Here is a 23,695-nt window from a genome sequence, read left to right on the forward strand (position 1 = left end):
TTTTGATAAAAATTCATCAGATGGTTTCTTACACAAAATAGAATTATATCAAGGCTTTGTTGTACTTACATTAAAAAGGAGGTGATTTTCTTTGCAGATTTAGGCGGAGAATTGCCGTAAGTAAGACTACTCAGTTGCCTTCAAACAATATTGTGTATGTCTTTATTGCTTGCCATTTTTCTAAACAGGGTGTAGAAAGCGCTGGCTTGGTTGCATAAAATACTAATGTTGTAAACAACCAGTAATTCTAACCCACCCAAAAAAGCCGCTGCAATTGCAACGGCTTTCGTATATCAGCAGAGAATAAAATACTATTCTTCTCGTCCTTTGTTGTAGAGATATCGCATTTTTTACAGCTATATTCTGCAAACTTCAATAGCGGCAATGCTCGTGGAAAGTTATTTTTTTTCAGGTTCTACAAGAAGTTTTTCGCATACCTTATGGCTGAATGTTTCCATCTTCCTGTTTGCATACGATACGGTCATGCTTTTATCAAAGGGTTCTACAGACTTCACAGAGATAACTGCTCCCAATAATAATTTTCGGCTATTCAAAAAACGTAGCAGCTCTTCAGAGGAATGCTCTACTGCCATAAAGGTGGCGCGGTCACCCGCCTTACAATCGCTTAGCTTGATATAATGCTCAAAAACCATATTTCCACTCGAATCCGGGATTGGTGAACCATGCGGGTCTACTGTAGGATATCCCAAAAGCTCATCCATCTTTTCAAAAAACAGGGGAGATTGTATATGTTCTATCTGTTCGGCAATATCATGCACCTCTTCCCAGCCAAACCCCATTTTTTCTACAAGATACATTTCCGTAAGCCGGTGTTTGCGTATGATCAATGCGGCTTCTTTCCTGCCTTTATCAGTGAGTTTAGGCGGTTTATAACTTTCGTAGAGAACAAGCCCTTTCCCTGCCATGCGCCTCATCATGCTGTTTACAGTAGGCATTTTAATGCCCAACTGCTTGCTCAGTTCGTTTACGCTTGCTTCACCTTTGGTATTGACTAAAGCGAATAATGCCTTCAGGTAGTTTTCTTCTGTCTGTGAGATCATCAAGCAAATTTACAAAAAAATAGTAGTGGTATTTAGCAAAATAACGCCTAATTAATTTTGTTAGAATAATCTAACTTTATATTTTTGCGCATTAAAATAAAAACCAGATCTAATAAAAAATATAAGTATGAGAAATATAAAAATATGTGTGCTAACAGTTTGCATGAGTTTTATTGTTTTTTTCTGCCCGGCTCAGCAGAGGACAGGCAACCAGCGTGCTGATAGCCTGCGGGCAGGTTTAGAGTCGCAGCTGGATGAAGTGGTGGTTACAGGAACGCTTAAAGAAGTAAGAAAATCGGAGAGTCCTGTACCCGTAACCATTGTTTCCTCAAAATTTTTCAGGAGAACTTCAACACCCAACGTATTAGATGCTCTTTACCTGGTAAACGGACTTAATCCGCAGGTGAACTGCAATATGTGCAACACATCCGATATAGGCATCAATGGCATGCAGGGCCCGTACTCAATGGTGCTGATAGATGGTATGCCAATCGTAAGCTCTCTTTCCACAGTATACGGCTTGAGCGGCATACCCAACACGATTATAGAACGTGTGGAAATTGTAAAAGGGCCTGCCTCTTCGCTCTACGGATCAGAGGCTATCGGTGGAGTTATCAATATTATTACCAGGAAATCTGATCAGTCGCCACGCTTTTTCCTGGACTACAATGGTTCTACCTGGGGCGAGCTGACGGGCAATACAGGCTTCAGCACGAAATTTAGCAATAAAGTATCCACGCTGTTCAATGTGGACGGCTATTATTACAATACGCCCAAAGACCAGGACAAGGACGGATTTATGGATAAAACGCTGCAAAAAAGGATATCTCTTTTTAATAAATGGGATTTTAAACAGAAATACAACAAAGACGCCAGCATTTCGCTGCGCTATTATAATGAAGACCGCTATGGAGGTGAACTGGGCTGGAATAAAGCACACAGAGGTTTTGTAGATTTTAATGAATTGGACGATGATGCAACTTCAGAGGGCTATAACGCAGATTTTGTGCTGCCCAACGGCTATACCATCTACAATTCAAAATACGCGAAAGGCTTTAGGGTACCTCGTTTTGAAAAGGATGCTGAAAAAGAAGCATGGAAAGCCAACGTCAGGAGCGCTAACCCCGGCGCTGCCTTTGCAGATGATATGAAGTACCAGGAATCTATATATACCAGCCGTTTCGAAGGAGTGGGCAGATACAGGCTCCCGATAGAAGAAAACATAACCTTTGACGCATCTTACAACCAGCACAACCAGAACTCCACTTACGGTACGGAGATCTTTGTGGCAGATCAGAAAACATTGTTCGGGCAGGGCTACTGGGATAGAGAATTTGGTAATCACAGTCTGCTGGCCGGCGCCTCGTACCGCTATATCTGGTTCAAAGATAACACCATTGCTTCCGCCAACGGCAGTTTTCCGTTGGTAACAAAAATGCCGGGAGTTTTTATTCAGGATCTTTGGAAAACCGGGAAAAAAACCAGCCTGCTGTTGGGATACCGTTTCGATTATGATGTAACCGAGTCAGCCAATGGAAGCCATAAAAATGTGGTGCATTCGCCAAGGGCAGCCTTTAAGTATATACCCAATACCAACAACACCTTCCGGGCAAGTGTGGGCACAGGCTACCGTGTTGTAAATATTTTCAGTGAAGATCACAGAGCTTTGAGCGGCCAGTACAAGGCGGTTTTCGGTGAAAGCCTGAAGCCTGAAAAATCTCTGAGCGGCACGCTGGATTATGAAGGAAGGGTAGCAACCGAAAACATCGGCCTTACCTACTCGCTAGGCGCTTACTACACGCACTTCTTCAATAAAATATACCCCGTAAGGAACGAGACCGCACGAACATTGACGTATTTTAATGTTGACGGCGACGAATACGCAGAAAATATAGGCGCCTCGCTGGATATAGCGTTAAATTTCCGATTCCCGTTGCGGATCACCGCAGGCGCATCTTATAACAAGGCACAGTTGATTGAATATGAAAGAGACGAACAGGGAAACAAAACCGGGAAAAACACTGAAAGGAATGATTTTGAATTTTCACCAAGATGGATGGGCGTTTACTCGGCCGGTTATGATCTTACAGAAAAATTTACAGTGGACCTGACAGGAGAATGGAAAGGCCCAATGCTGCTGCCAACACAGGGAAATATAAAGACTTACGACGGCAGCGGCAATGAAACAGGTAGCGTGACAGACCCGCGCCCGGAGCGCTCACCCTGGTTTACTAAAATGAATCTGCAACTGGCTTACAGATTAAATAACGGCCTGCAGTTTTATGCAGGCGTACGCAACATTTTTGATTATGTACCTAAGAACCTTTTAGTGAATGTAAAAGATCCGTTTAACGACCTCTCAAATCCGGATGTATACGGCGGCTTGCAGTTTGATACAGAGTACAACTACACGCCTCAACAGGGACGTACCGGATTAGTGGGCATACGTTACAATTTTTAACAGATATGTATTCCAAGCAGAGAAAAATATATAAGCAATGCACCCGTAAAAAAAACAGTTTATTGCCCTCTTTCAGGAGGTGCATACGGTCTCTATTGCTGATATTTTTCTCTGCTCATGCAGTAAATGCACAGATAAACTTCGGCGAACTGCAAAAGTTGATGTCTGAAGAGAAAAAAGAGATAGTGGTCTATATCACCTCTAAAAACTGTACCTATTGCCTGATGCAGGATGCACAGATCAGGAAAAACAGGCAATTGCAACAAAGATTGAACAATGATTTTTATTTTGTAAAAGTAATAGCTGAAAGCGATTCGGCAATAGTGTTTAACGGGAAGGTATATGTAAATCCCAAGCCTGAGGATCCTTACCAGATGAATGATTTTGTAAATGTATATGGAAAAAATGAAGCAGGGAATGTAGGCTATCCGTTGTGGCTGTATTTTGATAAAGATTATAAGCTGATGCTGCGTTTTTATGGGCTTATGCCTCCTAAGAATATCCTCAAAGTGCTGAATGAGATAGAAAAAGCAGCTAAAGTTCCATAAAGATATAATTTCTAAAAGTACATTATTTTTAAAATCGTTTCCTGTGTATATAGTTATTTGTTTTTTGAGTTGCCACATGGAATAACCATTTTTTTAGATTCAATACGCATTCGCGGTTGGTATAGATGCTCAATCTTTATGGTTATTTCATGCTCCTTATCTTCATGGATACATTACGGATCAATTACCTGCAAAAGTATTTTGTATGTCTTTATTGCTTGCCATTTTTCTAAACAGGGTGTAGAAAGCGCTGCTTTGATTGCATAAATACTAATGGTGTAAACAACAGTAATTTCTAATACACCCAAAAAAAGCCGCTGTATTTACAGCGGCTTTCGTATATCAACAGGAGAATAAATACTATTCTTCTTCCTCTTTCACTTTTCCTTTGTTTTTGGCTATTACTTCTTCTGCAATATTGGTTGGCGCAGGGTAGTAGTGAGAAAACTCCATGGTAGAAGCTGCTCGACCGGAAGTCAGGGAACGTAACTGTGTTACATAGCCGAACATTTCGCTCATCGGTACTTTTGCTTTTACCACCTGTGCATTGCCTCTGGTATCCATACCTTCCATCATGCCGCGGCGGCGGTTAAGGTCGCCACTCACATCACCCATGTACTGGTCAGGAGTTGTTACTTCTACTTTCATAATGGGCTCAAGTAATACGGGTTTTGCTTTTTTACCGGCAGTACGGAAGCCTGACTTGGCGCAAAGCTCAAACGACATAGCATCAGAGTCTACGTTGTGGAATGAACCATCGTACACGCGGATCTTCATGTTGTCAACAGGATAGCCTGCCAGAACACCTGTGGTCATAGCTGTTTCAAAGCCTTTCTGGATAGCCGGGAAGAACTCGCGAGGGATAGAGCCACCTACCACGTTGTTTACAAACTGGAATGCTTTTCCTTCGTTTTCCTTTAGCCAATCCTGGTCTGCAGGGCCTATTTCAAATTCAATATCAGCGAATTTACCACGTCCACCGGTTTGTTTTTTCAACACTTCGCGGTGAGCAATAGTAGACTGGAATGTTTCTTTGTAAGCCACCTGAGGATTACCCTGGTTTATCTCAACTTTAAACTCGCGCTTTAAGCGGTCAATGATAATTTCAAGGTGAAGCTCTCCCATACCTTGCAGGATGGTCTGGCCTGTATCTTCATCTGTATTTACACGCAATGTCGGGTCTTCTTCTACCAGTTTAGAGATAGCCATACCCATTTTATCAACGTCTGCCTGTGTCTTGGGCTCGATGGCGATAGCGATAACCGGTTCAGGGATAAACATGTTTTCCAGAACGATCGGGTTCTTTTCATCGCAAAGGGTATCACCGGTTTTGATGTCTTTAAAACCAACTGCTGCACCGATATCACCTGCTTCAATAAATTCTACAGGGTTTTGTTTGTTGGCAAACATTTTCATGATGCGGGAGATACGCTCGTTTTTGCCGGAACGTACGTTCAGTACGTAAGAGCCTGCATCCAGGTGTCCGCTGTAGCAACGGAAGAATGCCAGGCGGCCTACAAACGGGTCGGTCATGATTTTGAAAGCCAGCGCAGAGAAAGGTTCTTTTGCATCGGGCTTGCGGTACAATTTCTTTTCAGGATCGTTTACATCGCTGCCTTCAATAGCTTCGATATCTACGGGTGAAGGCAGGTAGCGGCAAACGGCATCCAATGCAGTTTGTACACCTTTATTTTTAAAAGAAGAGCCGCACATCATCGGGATGATGCTCAGGTCTATACATGCTTTGCGGATAGCCTCGTGCACTTCATCTTCAGAAATACTGTTCGGGTCGTCGAAGAATTTCTCCATCAACGTATCATCATATTCAGCCACAGCTTCAATCAATTGTCCTCTCCAGTATTCCACATCTTCCACCATATCTTCAGGGATGGGAACTTCACTGTAGGTCATACCTTCTGTAGAATCTTCCCAGATAATACCTTTATTGGTAATAAGGTCTACCACGCCTTTGAAGTTGTCTTCAGCGCCGATAGGCAATTGAAGGGGTACGGCTTTAGCGCCCAGCATTTCTTTGATCTGGGCTACAACGTTTAGGAAGTCAGCGCCGGAGCGGTCCATTTTGTTCACAAAACCAATGCGTGGTACTTTATAGCGGTTAGCCTGGCGCCATACTGTTTCTGATTGAGGTTCAACACCGTCAACAGCAGAGAACAAAGCGATCAGTCCGTCCAATACACGCATGGAACGTTCTACTTCAACGGTGAAGTCAACGTGTCCCGGAGTATCAATGATATTGAAAGAATATTTTTTAGTATCCGGTAAAGCTTTACCCTGTTGTGTAGGGAAAGGCCACTGGCAACTAACAGCAGCAGAAGTAATGGTAATACCTCTTTCTTTTTCCTGCTCCATCCAGTCAGTTGTTGCACCGCCATCGTGTACTTCACCTGTACGGTGAATCATACCAGTGTAACGAAGTATACGTTCGGTAGTTGTAGTTTTACCTGCATCAATGTGTGCAGCTATACCGAAATTGCGTCTTAATTTTAAATCGGACATATAAGAATTGAGTTTGTGATGAATGGCAATATGTAGTTTTTACATATTCGCGCGCAAAATTAGGAATATTTATCCATAATGAAAAAAAGTTGCTGTATTTTTTGCCGGAGAGAGGGGAGTGTTGGATTATTTGTGTAGTTGTGGAAGGCTGTTGTTGCAAATGATAGGATTATTTCACTGGTTGGGATGGCACCAGTTAGTACATAGCTTTACATGCGCGCAAAACGTTTCACTACTCTGGTGCATAAAATTGTATTCGCAGTAATTGTAAAAGCTTGCGCTTGATAACTTTTGATTTAGCGGTGAGGTTTTTCTGCAACCGCGCTCCTGCTGTAACCTTTACGCTGAGAGTAATGAATACTGCCGGGTTGTTTGTCTACTATTATTGCCGTAAACATCCACTTATTGGGTGTATGCCACACTTTAGCAGTGAACGAGCCCACAGGTATCTTAGTAAGGATCTGGTTCCAGCCTTTTTTCAGATGAACTTTCACCGGTTCGCGCATAATATAATTCTCATCAATATACGGTATTTCAAGATCACCTTGTTGCCCGGCTCTTTTCCATAGCGGTGGTGTAATTTCTTGCCCATTCAGCCAGATTTTACTTTGTAAATGATTCCAGGTGTTTGCATCCGGTGTATTGGTCATGGTAGAACGTGAAAAATCATAAAACCCTATCCACATTCCGGCTGTGGTATCTTTGTCTGACCAGTATTGCTGGTAACCGTAGTACGTAGTGTTTTCACGCGCATCTTCAAATATGCCTTTCACAATAGGATGCCAGAAGTGACGGGGTATAATTGTTCCGCCATAAACGGTTTGTCTGTTCTTTACCTTATGGATGTTGAAATCTGCCGACTCGGGCGCAAATTTCCTGGAAAGGTCGCCCCCGTTGTCATAGGGCCCAATGAGTTGCCAGGCTATATTGGATTGTTTCACGTAAGGGAAAGGCAAACGGCTAAACAAAGTTTCCTTTAGATCAAGCAGCCGGTTTTCAAACGCTGAAAATGCCGACTTATTTTGCTGAAGCATTACCGCGTAATTTCCTGGAATGCCTCCGCCTTTCCAGGACCTTTCTGCAAAGGCTGCCAACGAAGGATACACCGGGTTGTGGGTAAGGTTGTGTTCATCCTTGTCCAGGTTGCGGTCGTTCCACAGGCAAAGGATGCCGCCAAGGTTTAAGCTGTCGCCCTTGTCTACATTCAATATCTGGTGATTGAATATAGATACTACGCTTTCTTCTGCATCCATGTGGTTGATGTATAAATTGCGTGAATCCAGTTTTCTCACCTTGCCGAGCTTTGCCAGGTGTGCAGCGTTTTCCATCCACAACTGGCGGATAACCGATGGGGTAAAGTTGCCTCCCGGTTCCCAGCCTACAACTGTTCTGCCCCGCGCTTCTATCAGCCGGATTACTTCAGGTAAAAAATTGGGGTTGGTAATTTTTACTTCATCTGCGCCGATGTGTATGTATGGGAAATTGTAAGTATCGCAAAATTCTGAGAGGATCTCCTTCACTGTCAATAAGCCTGCATCACTCTGCATATCAAAACCCATGGCGCGCTCAAAAGCTTTACTATGGCCGGGCATGTCAATTTCCGGAACCATTAATATATTCCGGTCTTTACAATAATCTCTTAATTCATGCATTTCCTCTACCGTATAAAATTTTCCTTTGTTGCGGGTCATGTGTGCCGCATCGGTCAGTTGGGGAAATTTCTTCATCTGCAGCCGCCAGGCTACATCTTCAGTGAGGTGGAAATGAAAAACATTGTACTTCAATGAGGCCATTACATCAAGCTGTTGCTTCAACAATTCCATCGACTGATAGTTCCTTCCCACATCTACCATATAGCCGCGCCAGGCAAATGCAGGATAATCAACAATATCACAAGCCGCAACAGTATTGGTGTTGCGCATCAGCTGTCGGATGGTTTGTATGCCATTGTGCAAGCCGTGCATTGTATTGGCTTCAAGGATAATGTTTTCACCGGCAGATTTCAAATGGTATGCTTCCCTGCTGTTAACCGGTGAAATAACCCTGCCGGTTTTTAAAATAATATGCTTACCCGTTGTCTGAGCACGGTTACTGATCGCAACTTTATAACCCCTGTGTTCTATTACGGCCTGCAAAGCTTTTGCTGCGGGCAGCAAGCTGTCATGGCTTAAAATAATAGCCGTATGCTCATTTATCAAAAAAGACCCTTTGTGCCACTCTATTTGCTGAGGGTAGGGAATAAGCGCTGGGCTGGGCTGTAAATCAAATACATGCGGGTAAATGACATTTTTCCAAACCTGGTATGCATGCCCGTTAAGATGTAGTCCGTCGTTGGTAAATGTTCTGGCAAGTCTTTTGTCATCATCTGTCAATGGAGTGGCAATGTCAAGATAATGATAATTATATCTCGATGCGTTTTTTTCAAGAGCCTGGTTTACACGGTTTATTTCAGCCTGATTTTTATAATGGTTTTTAAAACGGTCAAATGTATTATTGACCGGTAGTATACTCTGCACATACAGTTGTGTGGCGGGGCTTTGCTTACGGATAATTTGCGCAATAAGGTAAATATTTTTCAATACACTGTCTACAGCGATGTTTTTAGATAAGTCGTTGGTGCCGATCAGCAGAAAAACTTTTTGGGGTTGATGGCGGGTAATTTCCTCTATGCGGTTGAGTATGCCCGCGGTAACATCGCCGCTAATACCCCTGTTGAGTATACGATCGTTGTCAAATAGTTCGTTCCATTCTGCACCATCACTAATGCTGTTGCCTAAAAAGACAATGGCATCCTGTTTAACCGGCAAACTTTTAAAATGGGAAACCCTTTGCTGATAATAGGTGGAGAAAAGCGTATCACTTAAATGAGTCGGAACCGACTGCGGCCAAGCTGCCGAAGCGTAAAAACAAAGTGTCGCTATAACACTAAAAATCTTATGCATAATCATTGTTTATATAGAGGGGAGAAAATTACGAAGAAATAATAATAAGTCTTACATAAAGAGGTGTTTATGATTTGATCTATACAAAATAAGTTGAATCCTGAGCTTTGAAATACATTACATTCCGGCTGTTTTTCCTACATTTGCCCAATGGCAAAAGCGTTTAAGGAAACCCCGTTGATGAAGCAGCACGCGGCTATTAAACAAAAATATCCGGATGCCATTTTACTGTTTCGGGTAGGCGATTTTTACGAGACTTTTGGTGCGGATGCCATTAAAACCGCTCAGATACTGGGCATCACACTTACTAAAAGAAACAATGGCACAGCCGATGCAGAGCTGGCGGGCTTTCCTCATCATGCATTGGATACTTACCTGCATAAGCTGGTCAAAGCGGGCTACCGCGTGGCTGTCTGTGATCAGCTGGAAGACCCTAAAACAGCCAAGGGCATTGTGAAGCGCGGTGTTACGGAGCTTGTTACGCCCGGTGTAGCTACCAGCGATAAACTGCTGGAGCACAACAGCAATAATTTTTTAGCAGCCATTCACTTTGATAATGGCAATTCAGGCATTGCACTGATGGATATTTCTACCGGTGAGTTCTTTGTGGCAGAGGGCAATACAGAATATACAGAAAAATTGTTGCAGACACTAAAGCCTGCGGAAGTGATCTTCCAGCGCAGCTTCCAGAAACATTTTAAGGAATTATACGGCAATAAGTTTTATACCTACACACTGGAGTCATGGATTTTTGAAGCCGGTTATGCTACTGAAAGCCTGTTAAAACATTTCCAGACGCATTCCCTCAAAGGATTCGGGGTAGAGAATATGCCCTGTGCCATTGTGGCTGCGGGCGCTGTGCTCCATTACCTGAAAGATACCGAGCATCCCAACCTGCAACACATTACCAATATACAACGCATAGAGCAGGAAGAACATCTTTGGATGGACAGGTTCACCGTACGCAACCTGGAAATATTGCATGCACCGAATGACGGCATCAACTTATTGAAAGTGCTGGACAATACATCCACACCTATGGGCGCCAGGCTACTGAAACGCTGGCTGATATTGCCTTTGAAAGATAAGGTCAAAATCAATGAACGGCTGGATGCTGTTGAGTTCCTGATACTGCACCACGACCTGCAATTGCAACTAAAACAACTGCTGCGGCAGGCAGGCGACCTGGAACGGCTGGTAAGTAAAATACCGCTGAAGAAAATTTCACCGCGTGAGGTGCTGCACCTGGCCAAAAGCCTGCAGGTAGCCTGCCAGATCAAAACCCTGGGCGAGCAGGTGGCAAACCCTTACCTGAAGCGGCTTACAGACGCCATTAACCCTTGTAAATATATAGTAGATAAAATTCTTAGCGAGATAAAAAACGATCCGCCTGCACTGGCCATTAAAGGCAACATGGTGCAAAGCGGCGTGCATGAAGAGCTGGATGAGCTAAGAAAAATAGCTTCCGGCGGAAAGGAATACCTGATAGAGATACAGCAACGCGAAATACAACGTACCGGCATCAGCTCCCTGAAAATAGGATTTAATAATGTATTCGGCTACTACCTCGAGGTGACTAATATACACAAAGATAAGGTGCCGGCAGGGTGGGTGCGCAAACAAACGCTGGCAAATGCTGAGCGCTACATTACAAACGAACTGAAAGAATATGAAGAAAAAATTACCGGTGCAGAAGAGAAAATTCTTTCCATAGAGCTTGATATTTATGAACGACTGCTGAATGAATTACAGGATTACCTTGCGCCGATACAGGTAAACGGGAATGCGCTGGCAATCATGGATGTGCTGATTTGTTTTGCAGGCAATGCCAAACAATACAACTACACCAAACCCAATATTCATGAGGGTTTGGCTTTGGAGATGCAGGATAGCCGCCACCCCGTGATTGAGCGCAACCTTGCGCCGGGTGAGAGCTACATTGCCAACAACATCACTTTAGATCCTGACGATATACAGGTGATCATTCTTACCGGGCCAAACATGTCTGGCAAAAGCGCTTTGTTGCGGCAGATCGCGTTAATTACGCTTATGGCGCATATCGGCAGCTTTGTGCCTGCCAAACAAGCCAACATTCCGCTGACAGATAAAATCTTTACACGAGTGGGCGCCAGTGATAATTTAAGCGGGGGAGAGAGTACTTTTATGGTGGAAATGAATGAAACTGCAAGTATTATCAACAACCTGTCGCAACGCAGCCTGGTGCTGTTAGACGAGATCGGTCGTGGCACTTCTACCTACGATGGCATCTCTATAGCGTGGAGTATTGTGGAATACCTGCATGCCTGCAAATCAAAGCCCAAGACACTGTTTGCTACCCACTATCATGAGCTGAATGACCTGGAAGAAAAATTGCCACGTGTAAAAAATTACCACATCACCAATAAAGAGATCAACGGTAAAATAATTTTCCTGCGCAAACTGGCCGCAGGCGGCAGCACACATAGCTTCGGTATACATGTAGCCAGAATGGCGGGCATGCCCATAGAACTCATACAACGCGCCAATGAGATACTGAAACAACTGGAGGACCTGCGTGTAACGGACAATGCGGAAACTGATCAGAAAAATCCGAGCGTAAAAAAACTGAAAGAAAACCTGAAAAACATAAGCACGCCGCAGGTGCAGTTGTCTATCTTCGATGCACAGACAGAAGTATTCGAAGAAATGCGCCATATGCTCAATGCCATAGACATCAACCGCCTTACACCGGTAGAAGCGCTGATGAAATTGAATGAAATTAAAGGCATGCTGAAATAATATGTTTGCAAATGAATTTTAATCCAAATCAAAGAAAATTATACCCGTTTCCCGATGTGCTCACGGCAGCAAAGCCATACTGGTGGCTGGTTACAGGCATGTGGCTGACTGGTTTTTGTATCTTATGTGTGCATGGTAGCTACCATTCATTTACTAAACTGGTACCGTTTAACTCCGCGTTGCTGGATAATTTTTTTACTTATTTCACCCATGTGGGTGATGGTTTGTTTGCCATAGCATTGGCGCTCATTCTTTTTCTTTTAAAATACAGGAGAATAGCTTTTGCGATTGTCTTCAGCTTCCTGTTGTCGGGTTTGTTTGCGCAAATAGGCAAGAAATTAACCGTGGCTCCGAGGCCTTCGAAATACTTTACAGATATTGTGCATCAGCCCGTGCATACCTTACCCGTAACCAACTGGGGCGATACCAGTTTTCCATCAGGGCATAGCGCCACTGCATTTGCTTTGCTGACTATGTTGTTGCTGTTTTTCCCAAAAAGTAAATGGAACCTGCTCTGGATACTTCTGGCATTCCTGGCAGGCTACTCGCGTATGTATGTAGCTTCCCACTTCCTCGATGATGTACTGGCAGGCGCCTCCACAGGCGTTTTCAGTGCTTTTATCTGCTATATTATTTCCCTGAAAATATTTGCTGCAAAGCCCCGTTGGTTCCCAGGTTAATCTCTCAAGAATTTCAGGTTGCGCATAATGCCTGCGAACTTGCTTCTTTTTAAAGGAGAGTGTTTGAATATTTTTCTGAAGGCATCCTCAGTCAATGCTTCCCAGTCTTTTTTAGTAAAGTCAATTATTTCAACCATGGGTGAGAAACTTTCTTCCTGGTGTGGTGAAGAGAACTTGTTCCACGGGCATACATCATTACAGATATCGCAGCCAAACAGCCAGTTATCAAATTTGTTTTTGTAAGACGGTGGTATCGCCAGGTCTTTAAGCTCAATGGTAAAATAGCTGATGCATTTGCGGGCGTCAACCACTTTGCCGGGCAAGATGGCCTCTGTAGGGCAGGCGTCAATGCATTTGGTGCAAGTGCCGCAAAAATCTTTGGCAAGCGGCGTATCATATTCCAGTTCCAGGTCTATGATCAGTGTGGCAATAAAATAAAACGAGCCTGCAGATTTATTGATCATCATGGCATTTTTCCCGATCCAGCCGAGGCCGCTTTTGTTGGCCCAGGCACGTTCAAGCACGGGCGCACTGTCTACAAAGCCGCGTCCCTGTACATCTCCGGCAAACAACCTGATCTGCTCCAGGAAAATCGTCAGGTCGCCCCTGATTATTTCATGATAATCTTTGCCATAGGCGTACTTGGAGATTTTCGGCGCCTCATGTTGCTGTGTGGCCGATGGATAATAGTTTTTAAGCAAAGTGACCACTGACTTGGCGCCGGGCACCAGCAGCGTAGGGTCTCTACGCAGGTCAAAGTAGCGCTCCATGTACTGCATGGAAGCATGCATGCCCTGGCTCAGCCACTTTTCCAGCCTGCGCGCTTCCTCATCCAGCTTTTCGGCCCTGGCAATTCCGCAAAAATCGAAACCGCAGGCTTTAGCCAGTTGCTTTACTTTGTATGTTTTTTCTGAAATATCCAAGCCTTGGTTTTTGCAAAAATATCTATAAGCTTTTATTATTCCTTACTTTTGTTAAGGGCGGCGCTGTAAAGATCATTTGTGTGCTGCGATTTAAAATACTCGGATATGTATTGGCCGAATGGCCTTGGACTAAAAAATACGCTTATGAAGCATCTCCTACCGCTATTGTTTTTATTGCTGTTTTCTTGTAGCGATAATGAATTTCCCAAAGCAGAGAATGCCTTGGATGCCGCGCGCGAATTCCTGGATGGTACGCTGAAAGGCAATTTCAGGAAGTCGGCTGCTTACCTGCCCCAGGATGATAAGCATAAGGACGCATTGGAAAGCATCAAACAAAAATATTACAGTTACAACGACCAACAGCGCCAGGATTATCGTGCTGCCAGCCTCATCATACTTAAGGAAAGACCTGTTGCCGAAAATGAATCGGTGATCTATTATAAAAATTCTTTCGATGGGACGGCAGATAGCCTCAAAGTACGGAATACGCAGGGCACATGGTTGGTAGATCTGGAATGATTGTACAGGCCATTGGCTTATCCCTGCTATTTATGATTTGCAAATGTGAAGAGCAGGGGCAATTGGACAAGCTATATCATTCATCTTGCCAGGGAATCTCAAAACCTGGTTAACAGTTACAGGCATAATTGAGCCTGATATTGGAAGCTTAGGGATTAATCCAGATATATTAATAGAACCAACAAGTAATGGTATTGCTGCAAATGAAGATGAACTATTAAATGCAGCAATAAATACTTTAAATAAATAGCCCGCCCTGCTATTCGAAATTTGCAATTTCGAATAACTCCTTTTTCTCAAATTAAATATACTAAACAATACAATATTATACGAATTGGAAAAATATACATTTATCATTCAGAAACATCAATGCTATTTTACATCTGAAATGTAGCATTAGATATCAGAGATTTGAAATCTCCCGATATGGCTTCATGATTGTAAATCACGAAGAGCGGGGATTCACCGGTAATTTAGTAAAATCCAGGAATTCAGATTTAAGGGATTTTACCCAAGACGGCACTTAAAAATAAAAAGGCTGCGCAAACGGCAGCCTTTAAAAAATATAGGATGTTATTACACATCTATTTTTGCATATTTGGCGTTCTTTTCTATAAACTCCCTGCGCGGAGGCACTTCGTCGCCCATCAGCATGCTGAACACCCTGTCGGCCTCTGCAGCGCTTTCTATGGTCACTTTTTTTAGTGTGCGTGTATTTGGGTCCATAGTTGTTTCCCAAAGCTGTTCTGCGTTCATTTCGCCCAGACCTTTGTACCGTTGTGTGTTTACGGAACTGTCGTTGCCACCCCCGAGTTTAGCAATCAGCTCTTTTCGCTGTGCTTCGTTGTAAGCATATTCCTGTTCTTTTCCTTTCTTCAATAAATAAAGGGGAGGCTGGGCAATATATACATACCCGTTTTCAACCAGCTCTTTCATATAGCGGAATACAAAGGTAAGTATCAGCGTGGCAATGTGGCTTCCGTCCACATCGGCATCGGTCATAATAATGAGCTTGTGGTAGCGTAGCTTTGAGAGGTTCAGCGCCTTAGGGTCTTCGGGTGTACCGATAGTTACACCCATGGCGGTGAAAATATTTCTTATCTCTTCGTTCTCATAGATCTTGTGTTCCATAGCTTTCTCCACGTTCAGGATCTTACCCCTCAATGGCAGTATAGCCTGGTAAGTCCTGTCCCTGCCTTGCTTGGCAGTGCCTCCCGCGGAGTCTCCTTCCACCAGGTACAGTTCACATTTTTCGGCGTCGCGTTCACTGCAATCTGCAAGCTTGCCGGGCAGGCCGCTGCCGCTCAGAACGGATTTGCGCTGTACCATATCACGTGCTTTGCGCGCGGCCACGCGGGCCTGTGCCGCAAGCACAATTTTTTGTATGATGTTCTTGGCTTCCTTGGGATTTTCCTCCAGGAAAGATTCTAAGGACCGGGATACGGTTGTCTGAACTACGCCGCTGACCTCGCTGTTGCCCAGCTTGGTTTTTGTCTGCCCTTCGAACTGCGGCTCAGGCACCTTTACAGAAATGATGGCGCTGAGGCCTTCACGGAAATCATCGCCTTCTACCTGTACTTTAGCTTTTTCAAACAGCCCGTTCTTATCGCCGTAGCTTTTAAAGACCCTGGTAAGCGCCTGCCTGAAACCGGTGACATGCGTACCGCCTTCAATGGTATTGATGTTGTTGACATACGAAAAAATGTGTTCTTTAAAATCATTGTTGTAGGTGAGCGCCACTTCTATAGAGGTGTTGGTAGCTGCATCCAGCCCTTCAACAAAAAGGGTATTTGGAATAATAGGAGTGCGTTTGGCATGGCTGTCGAGCATTTCCAGGAAATCCACGATGCCACCTTCGCTGAAAAATATCTGCTCGTAGGGGCTGTTGGTTTCTTCATCTATTTCCCTGAGATCTTTGAACTGTATGGTAATGCCACGGTTAAGGTAAGCGAGTTCTCTTAAGCGTGCTTCCAGGATATCTTTCTGGTAAAGCGTTGTCTGGAAAATTGTATCGTCGGGCCAGAAGCGTACGGTGGTGCCTGTTTCGTTTGATACGCCTATTTCACGTACCTCAAATTCGGGTATGCCTTTGTGGTACGTCTGTTCAAATATTTTTCCTTCTCGCTGTACTTTTACATTCAGGGTGGAGCTCAGTGCGTTTACACAGCTCACACCTACGCCGTGCAGGCCGCCCGAAACTTTGTAGGAATCCTTATCAAACTTACCGCCGGCGTGCAATACGGTCATCACCACTTCCAATGCGCTTTTCTGCATTTTACTGTTGATCTCTGTAGGGATGCCTCGGCCGTCGTCTTTTACCGTAATAGAATTATCTTCATGAATGGTAACGCCGATGTGCTTACAGTAGCCTGCCAGTGCTTCGTCAATAGAATTGTCAACCACCTCGTAAACCAAATGATGTAAACCTTTTTCGCCGATATCGCCGATGTACATTGCAGGGCGTTTCCTCACAGCTTCCAGTCCTTCTAAAACCTGTATACTATCTGCACCATATGACGGGTTTGAAGCGCCATTTTGATTGTTATTTTCCTGAATCATATAAATTTAAAAAACTACTTTTTATTTGTTTTTATAAGCTACAAATATACAAAAATTAAATCAGCTTTAGTGCTAAAAATAAGGTTCTGCAGCTACTGCAATCATTGGAAGTACCGGTAAAAGCGGGGAGATAAATCATGCGGATTTTCTTTAGTTTTTTATCCCAAAATGATCAAAAAGTATGGTGCATTAATTTAACATTTGCCCCTAAATCTAATAAACATCAGTGATACAGGGGTTTATAAAGGCTGCAACATGATCCTGAAAATTGCTATAAAAAATACGAATAAAACCGGCAATGAACTTCTTTTTTAATAAAGAAAATTTATTCACTTAATTTTGCTGCAGGGACCTTAATAAACTGTGGAAAACGAAAAATCTGGTGTATAACCGCGATTTTGCTGTGGATAAGCATTGTATTGTTGTGGATGAGATGTTATTTAAAAAAGCATAAAATAATAAAATTTTTATGCGTTCTTTTGAAAAAAGTAGACTTATATTCGCCGTCCCGATAAACTTTTTTTACGGCAGTTGAGAAAGAGGCGTATGGCCGGGTTTAAAAAATTGAAATGTTAAAATGAGTAGTAACCTACCAAATATAAAGAAAGAAGGAATATTACCAAGAAGAAAGCAGAGTGTAGACCTGAACTCCATGATGTACGGCAAAGTACCTCCCCAGGCAAAAGAACTGGAAGAGGCCATCCTGGGCGCCATCATGCTGGAAAAAGGCGCTTTCGATGTGGTAGTGGAAGTGATTAAAAAACCGGAATGTTTTTACATAGAGGCGCACCAGAAAATATTTGCAGCCTGCATGGCGCTTGCCGATAAGAACTCGCCTTTAGACATACTTACGGTAGTACAGGAGCTGAGGCTTCGAGGTGAACTCGACCTGGTAGGTGGCGCATTTTACGTATCTAAGCTCACCAACATTGTAGCTTCTACCGCTAATACCGAGGCGCATGCCAAAATAGTTCTACAGAAATACGTGCAGCGTGAACTGATCAGGATGAGCGGCGATGTGATTTCCGATGCCTTTGAGGATACAACCGATGTATTTGAATTACTGGACGATGCAGAGCAGAAACTGTTCAACATCACCAACAACTACCTCCGCAGCGATTATGACGATATCGTAGGCGCTATGACCAGCTCTATGGAGCGCATTGATAAGCTGAGGTTGCAAAAGGAAGAAATCTCCGGTGTGCCCAGCGGCTTCACAGCATTAGACCAGTTGACGTACGGATGGCAGCCAAGCGATCTCATTATCCTGGCGGCGCGTCCTGCTGTGGGTAAAACGGCGTTTGCGCTGAACCTTATACGCAATGCGGCTTTGCATCCGACCAAACCAACACCGGTGGCGTTCTTCTCACTGGAGATGAGTTCTTCGCAGTTGGTAAACCGTATACTTTCTGCGGAAAGTGGTATTCTCTTAGAGAAAATTTCCCGCGGCCGTATGGAAGAATATGAATACCAGCAGCTACAGCGGGCAGGCATCAGGAGGCTGGAAAATTCTAAAATATTTATTGACGATACGGCAGCGCTGAACATTTTTGAGCTGAGAGCCAAAGCAAGAAGGCTGGTAAGCAAAGAGGGTGTAGGGTTGATTGTAATAGATTACCTCCAACTGATGACGGGCAACAAGGAAAGGAACGGCAACAGGGAACAGGAAATAAGCAGCATCTCCCGAAACCTGAAAGTATTGGCGAAAGAGCTGAACATACCCATCATTGCGCTGAGCCAGTTGAGCCGTGCCGTAGAATCCAGGAGAGAGAGCAATAAGGTGCCGCAACTGAGTGACCTGCGTGAGTCCGGAGCCATTGAGCAGGATGCCGATATGGTAATGTTTATCTACCGTCCGGAATACCACGATATTGAAAACAACGAATTCGGCGAAAGTACCAAGGGGCTTACCGAGATCAAAATAGCCAAGCACCGCAACGGGTCATTAGGCGATGTAAAACTGATCGCTCACCTGGAGATACAGAAATTTGAGGAATACTCCACAGACAACACATTCAGGAAATTCCGCAATATCAACACCGGAGATGGTAGTACGTATACGCAATTGCCCAGCAAGATGAACGATAATTACGATGATTCGGGCTTTGACGATGCTCCTTTCTAAAAAATTTTATTACAGTTTTTAAAACTTAATTATCTTAGGGAAATATTAATCTTAAAACCGGTATTTCTTTATGATATATTTTTCCGCAAGCATCCAACGTGTTATGGCTATTGCTGTTGCATGGCTGCTGCTTTTCTCAAACGCTGCGTTGTCTCAGAAATTCAATGAGGTTGTTGACAACTACACCCAAAAGTATCCGTTGGAGCGCGTATACCTGCACTATGATAAAACCATCTATACTGCCGGTGAAACTATCTGGTTCAAAGCCTACCTGCGTGATGGTTACGAAGCTGCCACGTTAAGTAAAAACCTCTACGTAGATTTCTCTGATGAGAGCGGTAAAGTGCTGGCGCATTCCATGTTCCCGATCGGGGAATCTTCCTCACGCGGACAGTTTATGATACCGAAAGATTTTTCCGGCACAGTACTGCAGGTAAAAGCCTATACGAAATGGATGCTGAATTTTGATACAGCATTTCTCTATAAAAAAACCATCAGGATCATTCCCAAAGGAAACCAGAATATTTTTATCAGGCCTCAGAAAACTAAGATCAGCTTTACGATGTTCCCGGAAGGCGGGGAGCTGGTTAGCGGTATTGAAAGTAAAGTGGCATTTCTGGCTACCGATCAGTATGGCAAGCCTGCGGTGGTTTCAGGTACGGTAAAAGACAGTAAAGGCAGTAAGGTTGCAGAGATAAATACACAACACAACGGTATGGGTTATTTTGCGCTGAAACCCACGGCCGGCGAGCGCTACCAGGCACAATGGTCAGGAAATGAAGGTAATGAAGGACAGGCAACACTGCCAACGGCGCTGGCAAACGGTATAACGCTGTCTGCCATTCCCAAAGACGGCAGCATTGCCTATAAAATACAGCGTACCCCCGGCGTGCCTGAAACTATGAAGCGCGTAATTATTGTGGGGATGATGTACAACAGGCTGGTTTATATGGCAAACATTAACCTGGCAGAAAAAACACAGGTGGAAGGCTCCATACCGTTTTTGCAATTGCCTGCCGGTATTTTGCAATTGACGGTGCTGGATGAAAATAAGAAACCTTTGGCAGAAAGGATAGTTTTTGTAAAAACAGAAGATTACAGGTTTAACGCAGAAGTAGGCTTGTCAAAACTTGGCACGGGAAAGCGGCAGGAAAATGAAGTATCGGTGCACATACCGGATAAATTACTCACCAATATATCCCTCTCTGTAACAGATGCGGGCATTAACTATGATAATTCGGAAAACATTTATTCAGGCCTGTTGCTTACCACACAAATAAAGGGCAGGGTGTACAATCCCGCATACTATTTTTCGGAAAATAGTAAAAAAGTGAATGGTGAGCTTGACCTGGTAATGCTTACACATGGCTGGCGCAAATACAACTGGGAGTACATTTCCAAGGGTGCGGGCCCCGAAATTAAATACCGGCCTGATACTGCATACATGTCTTTCGGAGGAAAAATATATGCTACCCAGGAGCAGATTGCCAGCGGCGGAGATCTGGTAGCCATACTTAAAATGAAGGGTGATGTAAGCACCACCGGGCAGAATTTTATTGTAGTGCCCATAAGAAAAGACGGTACTTTCAACGATAATAGCATCTCTTTCATGGACTCTGTTTCGGTCTATTATACATTCTCTAACAAGAACAGCCCACTGCGCTATGCGGAAGTAAGGTTCCTGGAAGGCAAACTGGTGCCGCCGGTGAAAATACCTATGGATGCTGCCGATGTGCTTGCGACTAAAAGCATTGATTCATCAGGGTTCTGGCGCGACAGGTATTTTGCCACCATGAATTTTTCCAACTGGGAAGAAGGCGATCTGAAAGACGTGGTCGTGGAAGCCAAGACAAAAACCGCACTGGAAAAACTGGATGAAAGGTATGCCTCCGGATTTTTTAAAGGCGACGCCTACCAGTTTGACCTGACCAATGATATTTCGGCTATGAGTGCGCAGAATATCTTTCAATACCTCCAGAGCAGGGTACCCGGTTTGCAGATAAGTAACGCGCAGGCAAGCTCTCCGAGCCTTTCATGGCGCGGTGCAACGCCCACATTATTCCTGGATGAGATGCAGGTAGACCCGGAGTTTGTTGCCAACCTCAATGTGAATGATATAGCTTACGTAAAAGTTTTCCGCCCTCCGTTCTTTGGTGCGCCGGGCGGCGGTTCAGGCGGCGGCATAGCCGTTTATACCAAAAAAGGCGGCGATGTTACAAGTGGTTCTTCCGGCCCTGCCATTCCATCCAAAGTGATAGAAGCTTATACGGTTATCAAAGAATTTTACCACCCTGACTATGCAGTTCTTAATCCTGAACATGAAAAACAGGACCTGAGAAGCACGCTTTACTGGAACCCCATGATATTGCTGGATGAGAAAACCCCAACGCATAAATTTAAATTCTATAACAACGATGTGACCGGTGCATTCCGCATTGTAATGGAAGGCATCAATGCAGATGGTAAGTTGATCCACATAGAAAAAGTAATCAAATAATTTGCATCAGCACAGCGAAAGAATTTAATAGTATTATGCAGAAAATAATTATTTCGGTTAAAGACCTGGTGAAAAAGTATGGAAACTTTGAAGCTGTAAAAGGCATCAGCTTTGATGTGTATGCGGGAGAGATATTCGGATTGCTCGGACCCAACGGAGCCGGTAAATCCACCACGCTGGAAATCCTGGAGACCTTGCGCAGCAAGACTTCCGGGGAAGTAACCATTCACGGTTTCGACCTGGAAAAGCACCCCGCAGAAATTAAACAGATCATTGGTGTGCAACTGCAGAACTCAGGCTATTATCCACAATTGAAACTTATTGAGCTGGTAGAAATGTTTGCGGGACTGTACAATCAAAAAACAGATGCCCTGGCATTACTGAAGAGTATGCAGCTTGAAGATAAGGCAAACAGCCTTTACAAAGAATTAAGCGGCGGCCAGCAGCAGCGGTTCTCCCTCGCCATTACACTCATTAACCATCCGAAAATTATTTTTTTGGATGAGCCTACCACCGGTCTGGACCCGCAGGCCAGGCGCAATCTCTGGCAACTGATAAAACGTATCCGTGATAATGGAACAACAGTGATCATTACCACGCATTACATGGACGAGGCAGAGATGCTATGCGACAGAGTAGCCATTATTGATTCAGGAAAAATAATTTCCATAGCTTCTCCGGAGCAGATGATAGATGAGCTGTTGCTAAGCGGCTTTGAAAAAGCAAAAGAGACCAAGCGCGCCAACCTGGAAGATGTATTTATACACCTTACCGGTAAACAACTCCGGGAAGAATGATCAGGTGTTGGTTTCTGTCAATGGCACATCTGGCTGTACAGCATAGTTTTTCTCTACACGCTCTACCCATACGGCGTATTTATTGGGGTAGATCTCCCTGCCTTTGATCTTTGCATAAGCCCGCGTAAAAGCCGCACCCAGGTACAGGATGATGGCTGAATAATACACAAACAATAAGATCACCACAATGGATCCGGCAGCGCCGTAAGTAGAGGCCACAGGGCTTTTCTGCAGGTAATAGCTGATACCGAACTTACCCAGCATGAACATTAATGAGGTAATGATGGCGCCGTTAAACACGTCGCGCCACATGATCTTTGCATCGGGCAGTACTTTAAAGATGATGCCGAAAAGTAAGCCGGTGGTTACAAATGTCAGCAGCAGGTTTAGCATATAGGCATTATAGACTTCAATCTGCGGCAGCACCCGGTACAGTTGTTCTGAGATGCTGTCGAGCACAGCGTTTAAGATCAGTGATACCAACAATATAAATCCCAGGCTTATGACGATTGAAAAACTCAGCAGCCTGTTTATCAGCAGTTTCAGCCAGCCTTTCTTGGGTTTGGCTTTTAAGCGCCAGATCACGTTGATGGAATCCTGTATCTCGGTAAATACGCCGGTTGCAGAGAATATCAGCGCAATAATGCTGGCAATCTGCGCCAGGCCTGAGTTTTTAGAGTTTAGTGCGCTGGTGAGCATGGTTTCTATTTGTTTGGCAGCGCCGTCGCCCACGAAGGAGCGCATGTGTAAATAAATAGTACCGATAGGCTTATCAACAGTCATAATAGTTGCAATGGAGATGATGATCACCAGCATGGGCACCAGCGCAAAAATGGCATAGTACGCCAGTGCTGCGCTCATACGCAGGAGCTTGTAGTCGAAGAAATCGGCAAAGGTTTGTTTCCATGCGCTTCCGAACATGGAAATATTCTCCCTGATCTTCAGCGGAATTATTTTTTTATACAAGTTTTTCATTATTCGCATGTCTGTTGCTATCCCTGTTGGTTTTCTTTTTAAAATTATCCTCCAATGCCTTGGTGAGGTCAACGCCTGTCTGGTTTGCGAGGCAGAGCAGCACCCACAATACGTCTGCCATTTCATCCGCGATGTTTTTATTTTTATCGCTTTCCTTGAAAGATTGTTCACCATACGTGCGCACCATTATCCTTGAGAGTTCGCCTACCTCTTCCATTAAAATACCCAGGTTGGTCATCTCATTGAAATAGCGCACACCAAGGGTTCTGATCCATTCATCTACTTTCTCCTGGGCTTGTTGTATGGTCATAGG

The 23,695-nt window shown here is 44.0% G+C and carries 16 protein-coding genes; 9 read left to right on the top strand and 7 right to left on the bottom strand.

Annotated elements, in window-relative coordinates; genetic code table 11:
• Positions 1 to 398 precede the first annotated feature (398 nt).
• Positions 399 to 1,061, bottom strand: a complete 663-nt coding sequence (locus tag OD355_RS10240; RefSeq protein WP_263038379.1) for a metal-dependent transcriptional regulator — start codon at positions 1,059 to 1,061, stop codon at positions 399 to 401.
• 127 nt (positions 1,062 to 1,188) lie between these two features.
• Between OD355_RS10240 and OD355_RS10245 the strand changes: the two genes are divergently transcribed.
• Both OD355_RS10245 and OD355_RS10250 read left to right on the top strand, forming a co-directional pair.
• Positions 1,189 to 3,522 (top strand): TonB-dependent receptor plug domain-containing protein, encoded by a 2,334-nt coding sequence (locus OD355_RS10245; protein WP_263038380.1) that lies wholly within the window; start codon positions 1,189 to 1,191, stop codon positions 3,520 to 3,522.
• Positions 3,523 to 3,527: 5 nt separating this feature from the next.
• Entirely contained in the window at positions 3,528 to 4,070 is a 543-nt protein-coding gene (locus OD355_RS10250; RefSeq protein WP_263038381.1) for a thioredoxin family protein, read from the top strand.
• A 360-nt stretch (positions 4,071 to 4,430) separates the two neighbouring features.
• Here the strand turns inward: OD355_RS10250 and fusA are convergent, their stop codons facing one another.
• Complete coding sequence (fusA, locus tag OD355_RS10255; RefSeq protein ID WP_263038382.1) at positions 4,431 to 6,587, bottom strand: elongation factor G; 2,157 nt, start codon at positions 6,585 to 6,587, stop codon at positions 4,431 to 4,433.
• 296 nt (positions 6,588 to 6,883) lie between these two features.
• Complete coding sequence (locus tag OD355_RS10260) at positions 6,884 to 9,529, bottom strand: family 20 glycosylhydrolase (protein ID WP_263038383.1); 2,646 nt, start codon at positions 9,527 to 9,529, stop codon at positions 6,884 to 6,886.
• A 150-nt stretch (positions 9,530 to 9,679) separates the two neighbouring features.
• On the opposite strand from OD355_RS10260, the gene mutS reads away from it, so the two are divergent.
• Positions 9,680 to 12,307, top strand: coding sequence for a DNA mismatch repair protein MutS (gene mutS / locus OD355_RS10265; RefSeq protein ID WP_263038384.1), 2,628 nt, complete (start codon positions 9,680 to 9,682; stop codon positions 12,305 to 12,307).
• A gap of 11 nt (positions 12,308 to 12,318) precedes the next feature.
• Positions 12,319 to 12,987: a phosphatase PAP2 family protein gene (locus OD355_RS10270; protein WP_263038385.1), complete on the top strand. Its 669-nt coding sequence runs from the start codon at positions 12,319 to 12,321 to the stop codon at positions 12,985 to 12,987.
• Here OD355_RS10270 and queG read toward each other — a convergent pair.
• Positions 12,984 to 13,910, bottom strand: a complete 927-nt coding sequence (gene queG / locus OD355_RS10275) for a tRNA epoxyqueuosine(34) reductase QueG (protein ID WP_263038386.1) — start codon at positions 13,908 to 13,910, stop codon at positions 12,984 to 12,986. The two genes, OD355_RS10270 and queG, sit on opposite strands and share 4 nt — an antisense overlap.
• A gap of 144 nt (positions 13,911 to 14,054) precedes the next feature.
• On the opposite strand from queG, the gene OD355_RS10280 reads away from it, so the two are divergent.
• Positions 14,055 to 14,429 (top strand): hypothetical protein, encoded by a 375-nt coding sequence (locus OD355_RS10280; RefSeq protein ID WP_263038387.1) that lies wholly within the window; start codon positions 14,055 to 14,057, stop codon positions 14,427 to 14,429.
• An 85-nt stretch (positions 14,430 to 14,514) separates the two neighbouring features.
• A complete protein-coding gene (locus OD355_RS10285; RefSeq protein ID WP_263038388.1) occupies positions 14,515 to 14,679 on the top strand; it encodes a S41 family peptidase in 165 nt (54 codons plus the stop codon).
• 326 nt (positions 14,680 to 15,005) lie between these two features.
• On the opposite strand, the gene gyrB is transcribed toward OD355_RS10285, so the two are convergent.
• The gene (gene gyrB / locus OD355_RS10290; protein WP_263038389.1) at positions 15,006 to 16,988 is read right to left on the bottom strand and encodes a DNA topoisomerase (ATP-hydrolyzing) subunit B; all 1,983 of its coding nucleotides are present in this window, start codon (positions 16,986 to 16,988) and stop codon (positions 15,006 to 15,008) included.
• A gap of 577 nt (positions 16,989 to 17,565) precedes the next feature.
• Here gyrB and dnaB point away from each other — a divergent pair.
• From dnaB to OD355_RS10305, 3 genes are all read left to right on the top strand, one after another.
• Entirely contained in the window at positions 17,566 to 19,113 is a 1,548-nt protein-coding gene (dnaB, locus tag OD355_RS10295; protein WP_263038390.1) for a replicative DNA helicase, read from the top strand.
• A gap of 70 nt (positions 19,114 to 19,183) precedes the next feature.
• Positions 19,184 to 21,610 carry a hypothetical protein gene (locus tag OD355_RS10300; RefSeq protein WP_263038391.1) on the top strand — a complete coding sequence of 809 codons (2,427 nt, stop codon included), beginning with the start codon at positions 19,184 to 19,186 and terminating at the stop codon, positions 21,608 to 21,610.
• Positions 21,611 to 21,645: 35 nt separating this feature from the next.
• A complete protein-coding gene (locus OD355_RS10305; protein WP_263038392.1) occupies positions 21,646 to 22,407 on the top strand; it encodes an ABC transporter ATP-binding protein in 762 nt (253 codons plus the stop codon).
• Here OD355_RS10305 and OD355_RS10310 read toward each other — a convergent pair whose 3' ends face one another.
• Entirely contained in the window at positions 22,408 to 23,382 is a 975-nt protein-coding gene (locus tag OD355_RS10310; protein ID WP_263038393.1) for a YihY/virulence factor BrkB family protein, read from the bottom strand. It abuts the gene before it with no gap.
• Positions 23,366 to 23,692, bottom strand: coding sequence for a nucleotide pyrophosphohydrolase (locus OD355_RS10315; protein WP_263038394.1), 327 nt, complete (start codon positions 23,690 to 23,692; stop codon positions 23,366 to 23,368). The genes OD355_RS10310 and OD355_RS10315 overlap by 17 nt, the downstream gene beginning before the upstream one ends.
• Positions 23,693 to 23,695 lie beyond the last annotated feature (3 nt).

Source organism: Haoranjiania flava (assembly GCF_025631005.1).
GTDB lineage: Bacteria > Bacteroidota > Bacteroidia > Chitinophagales > Chitinophagaceae > Haoranjiania > Haoranjiania flava.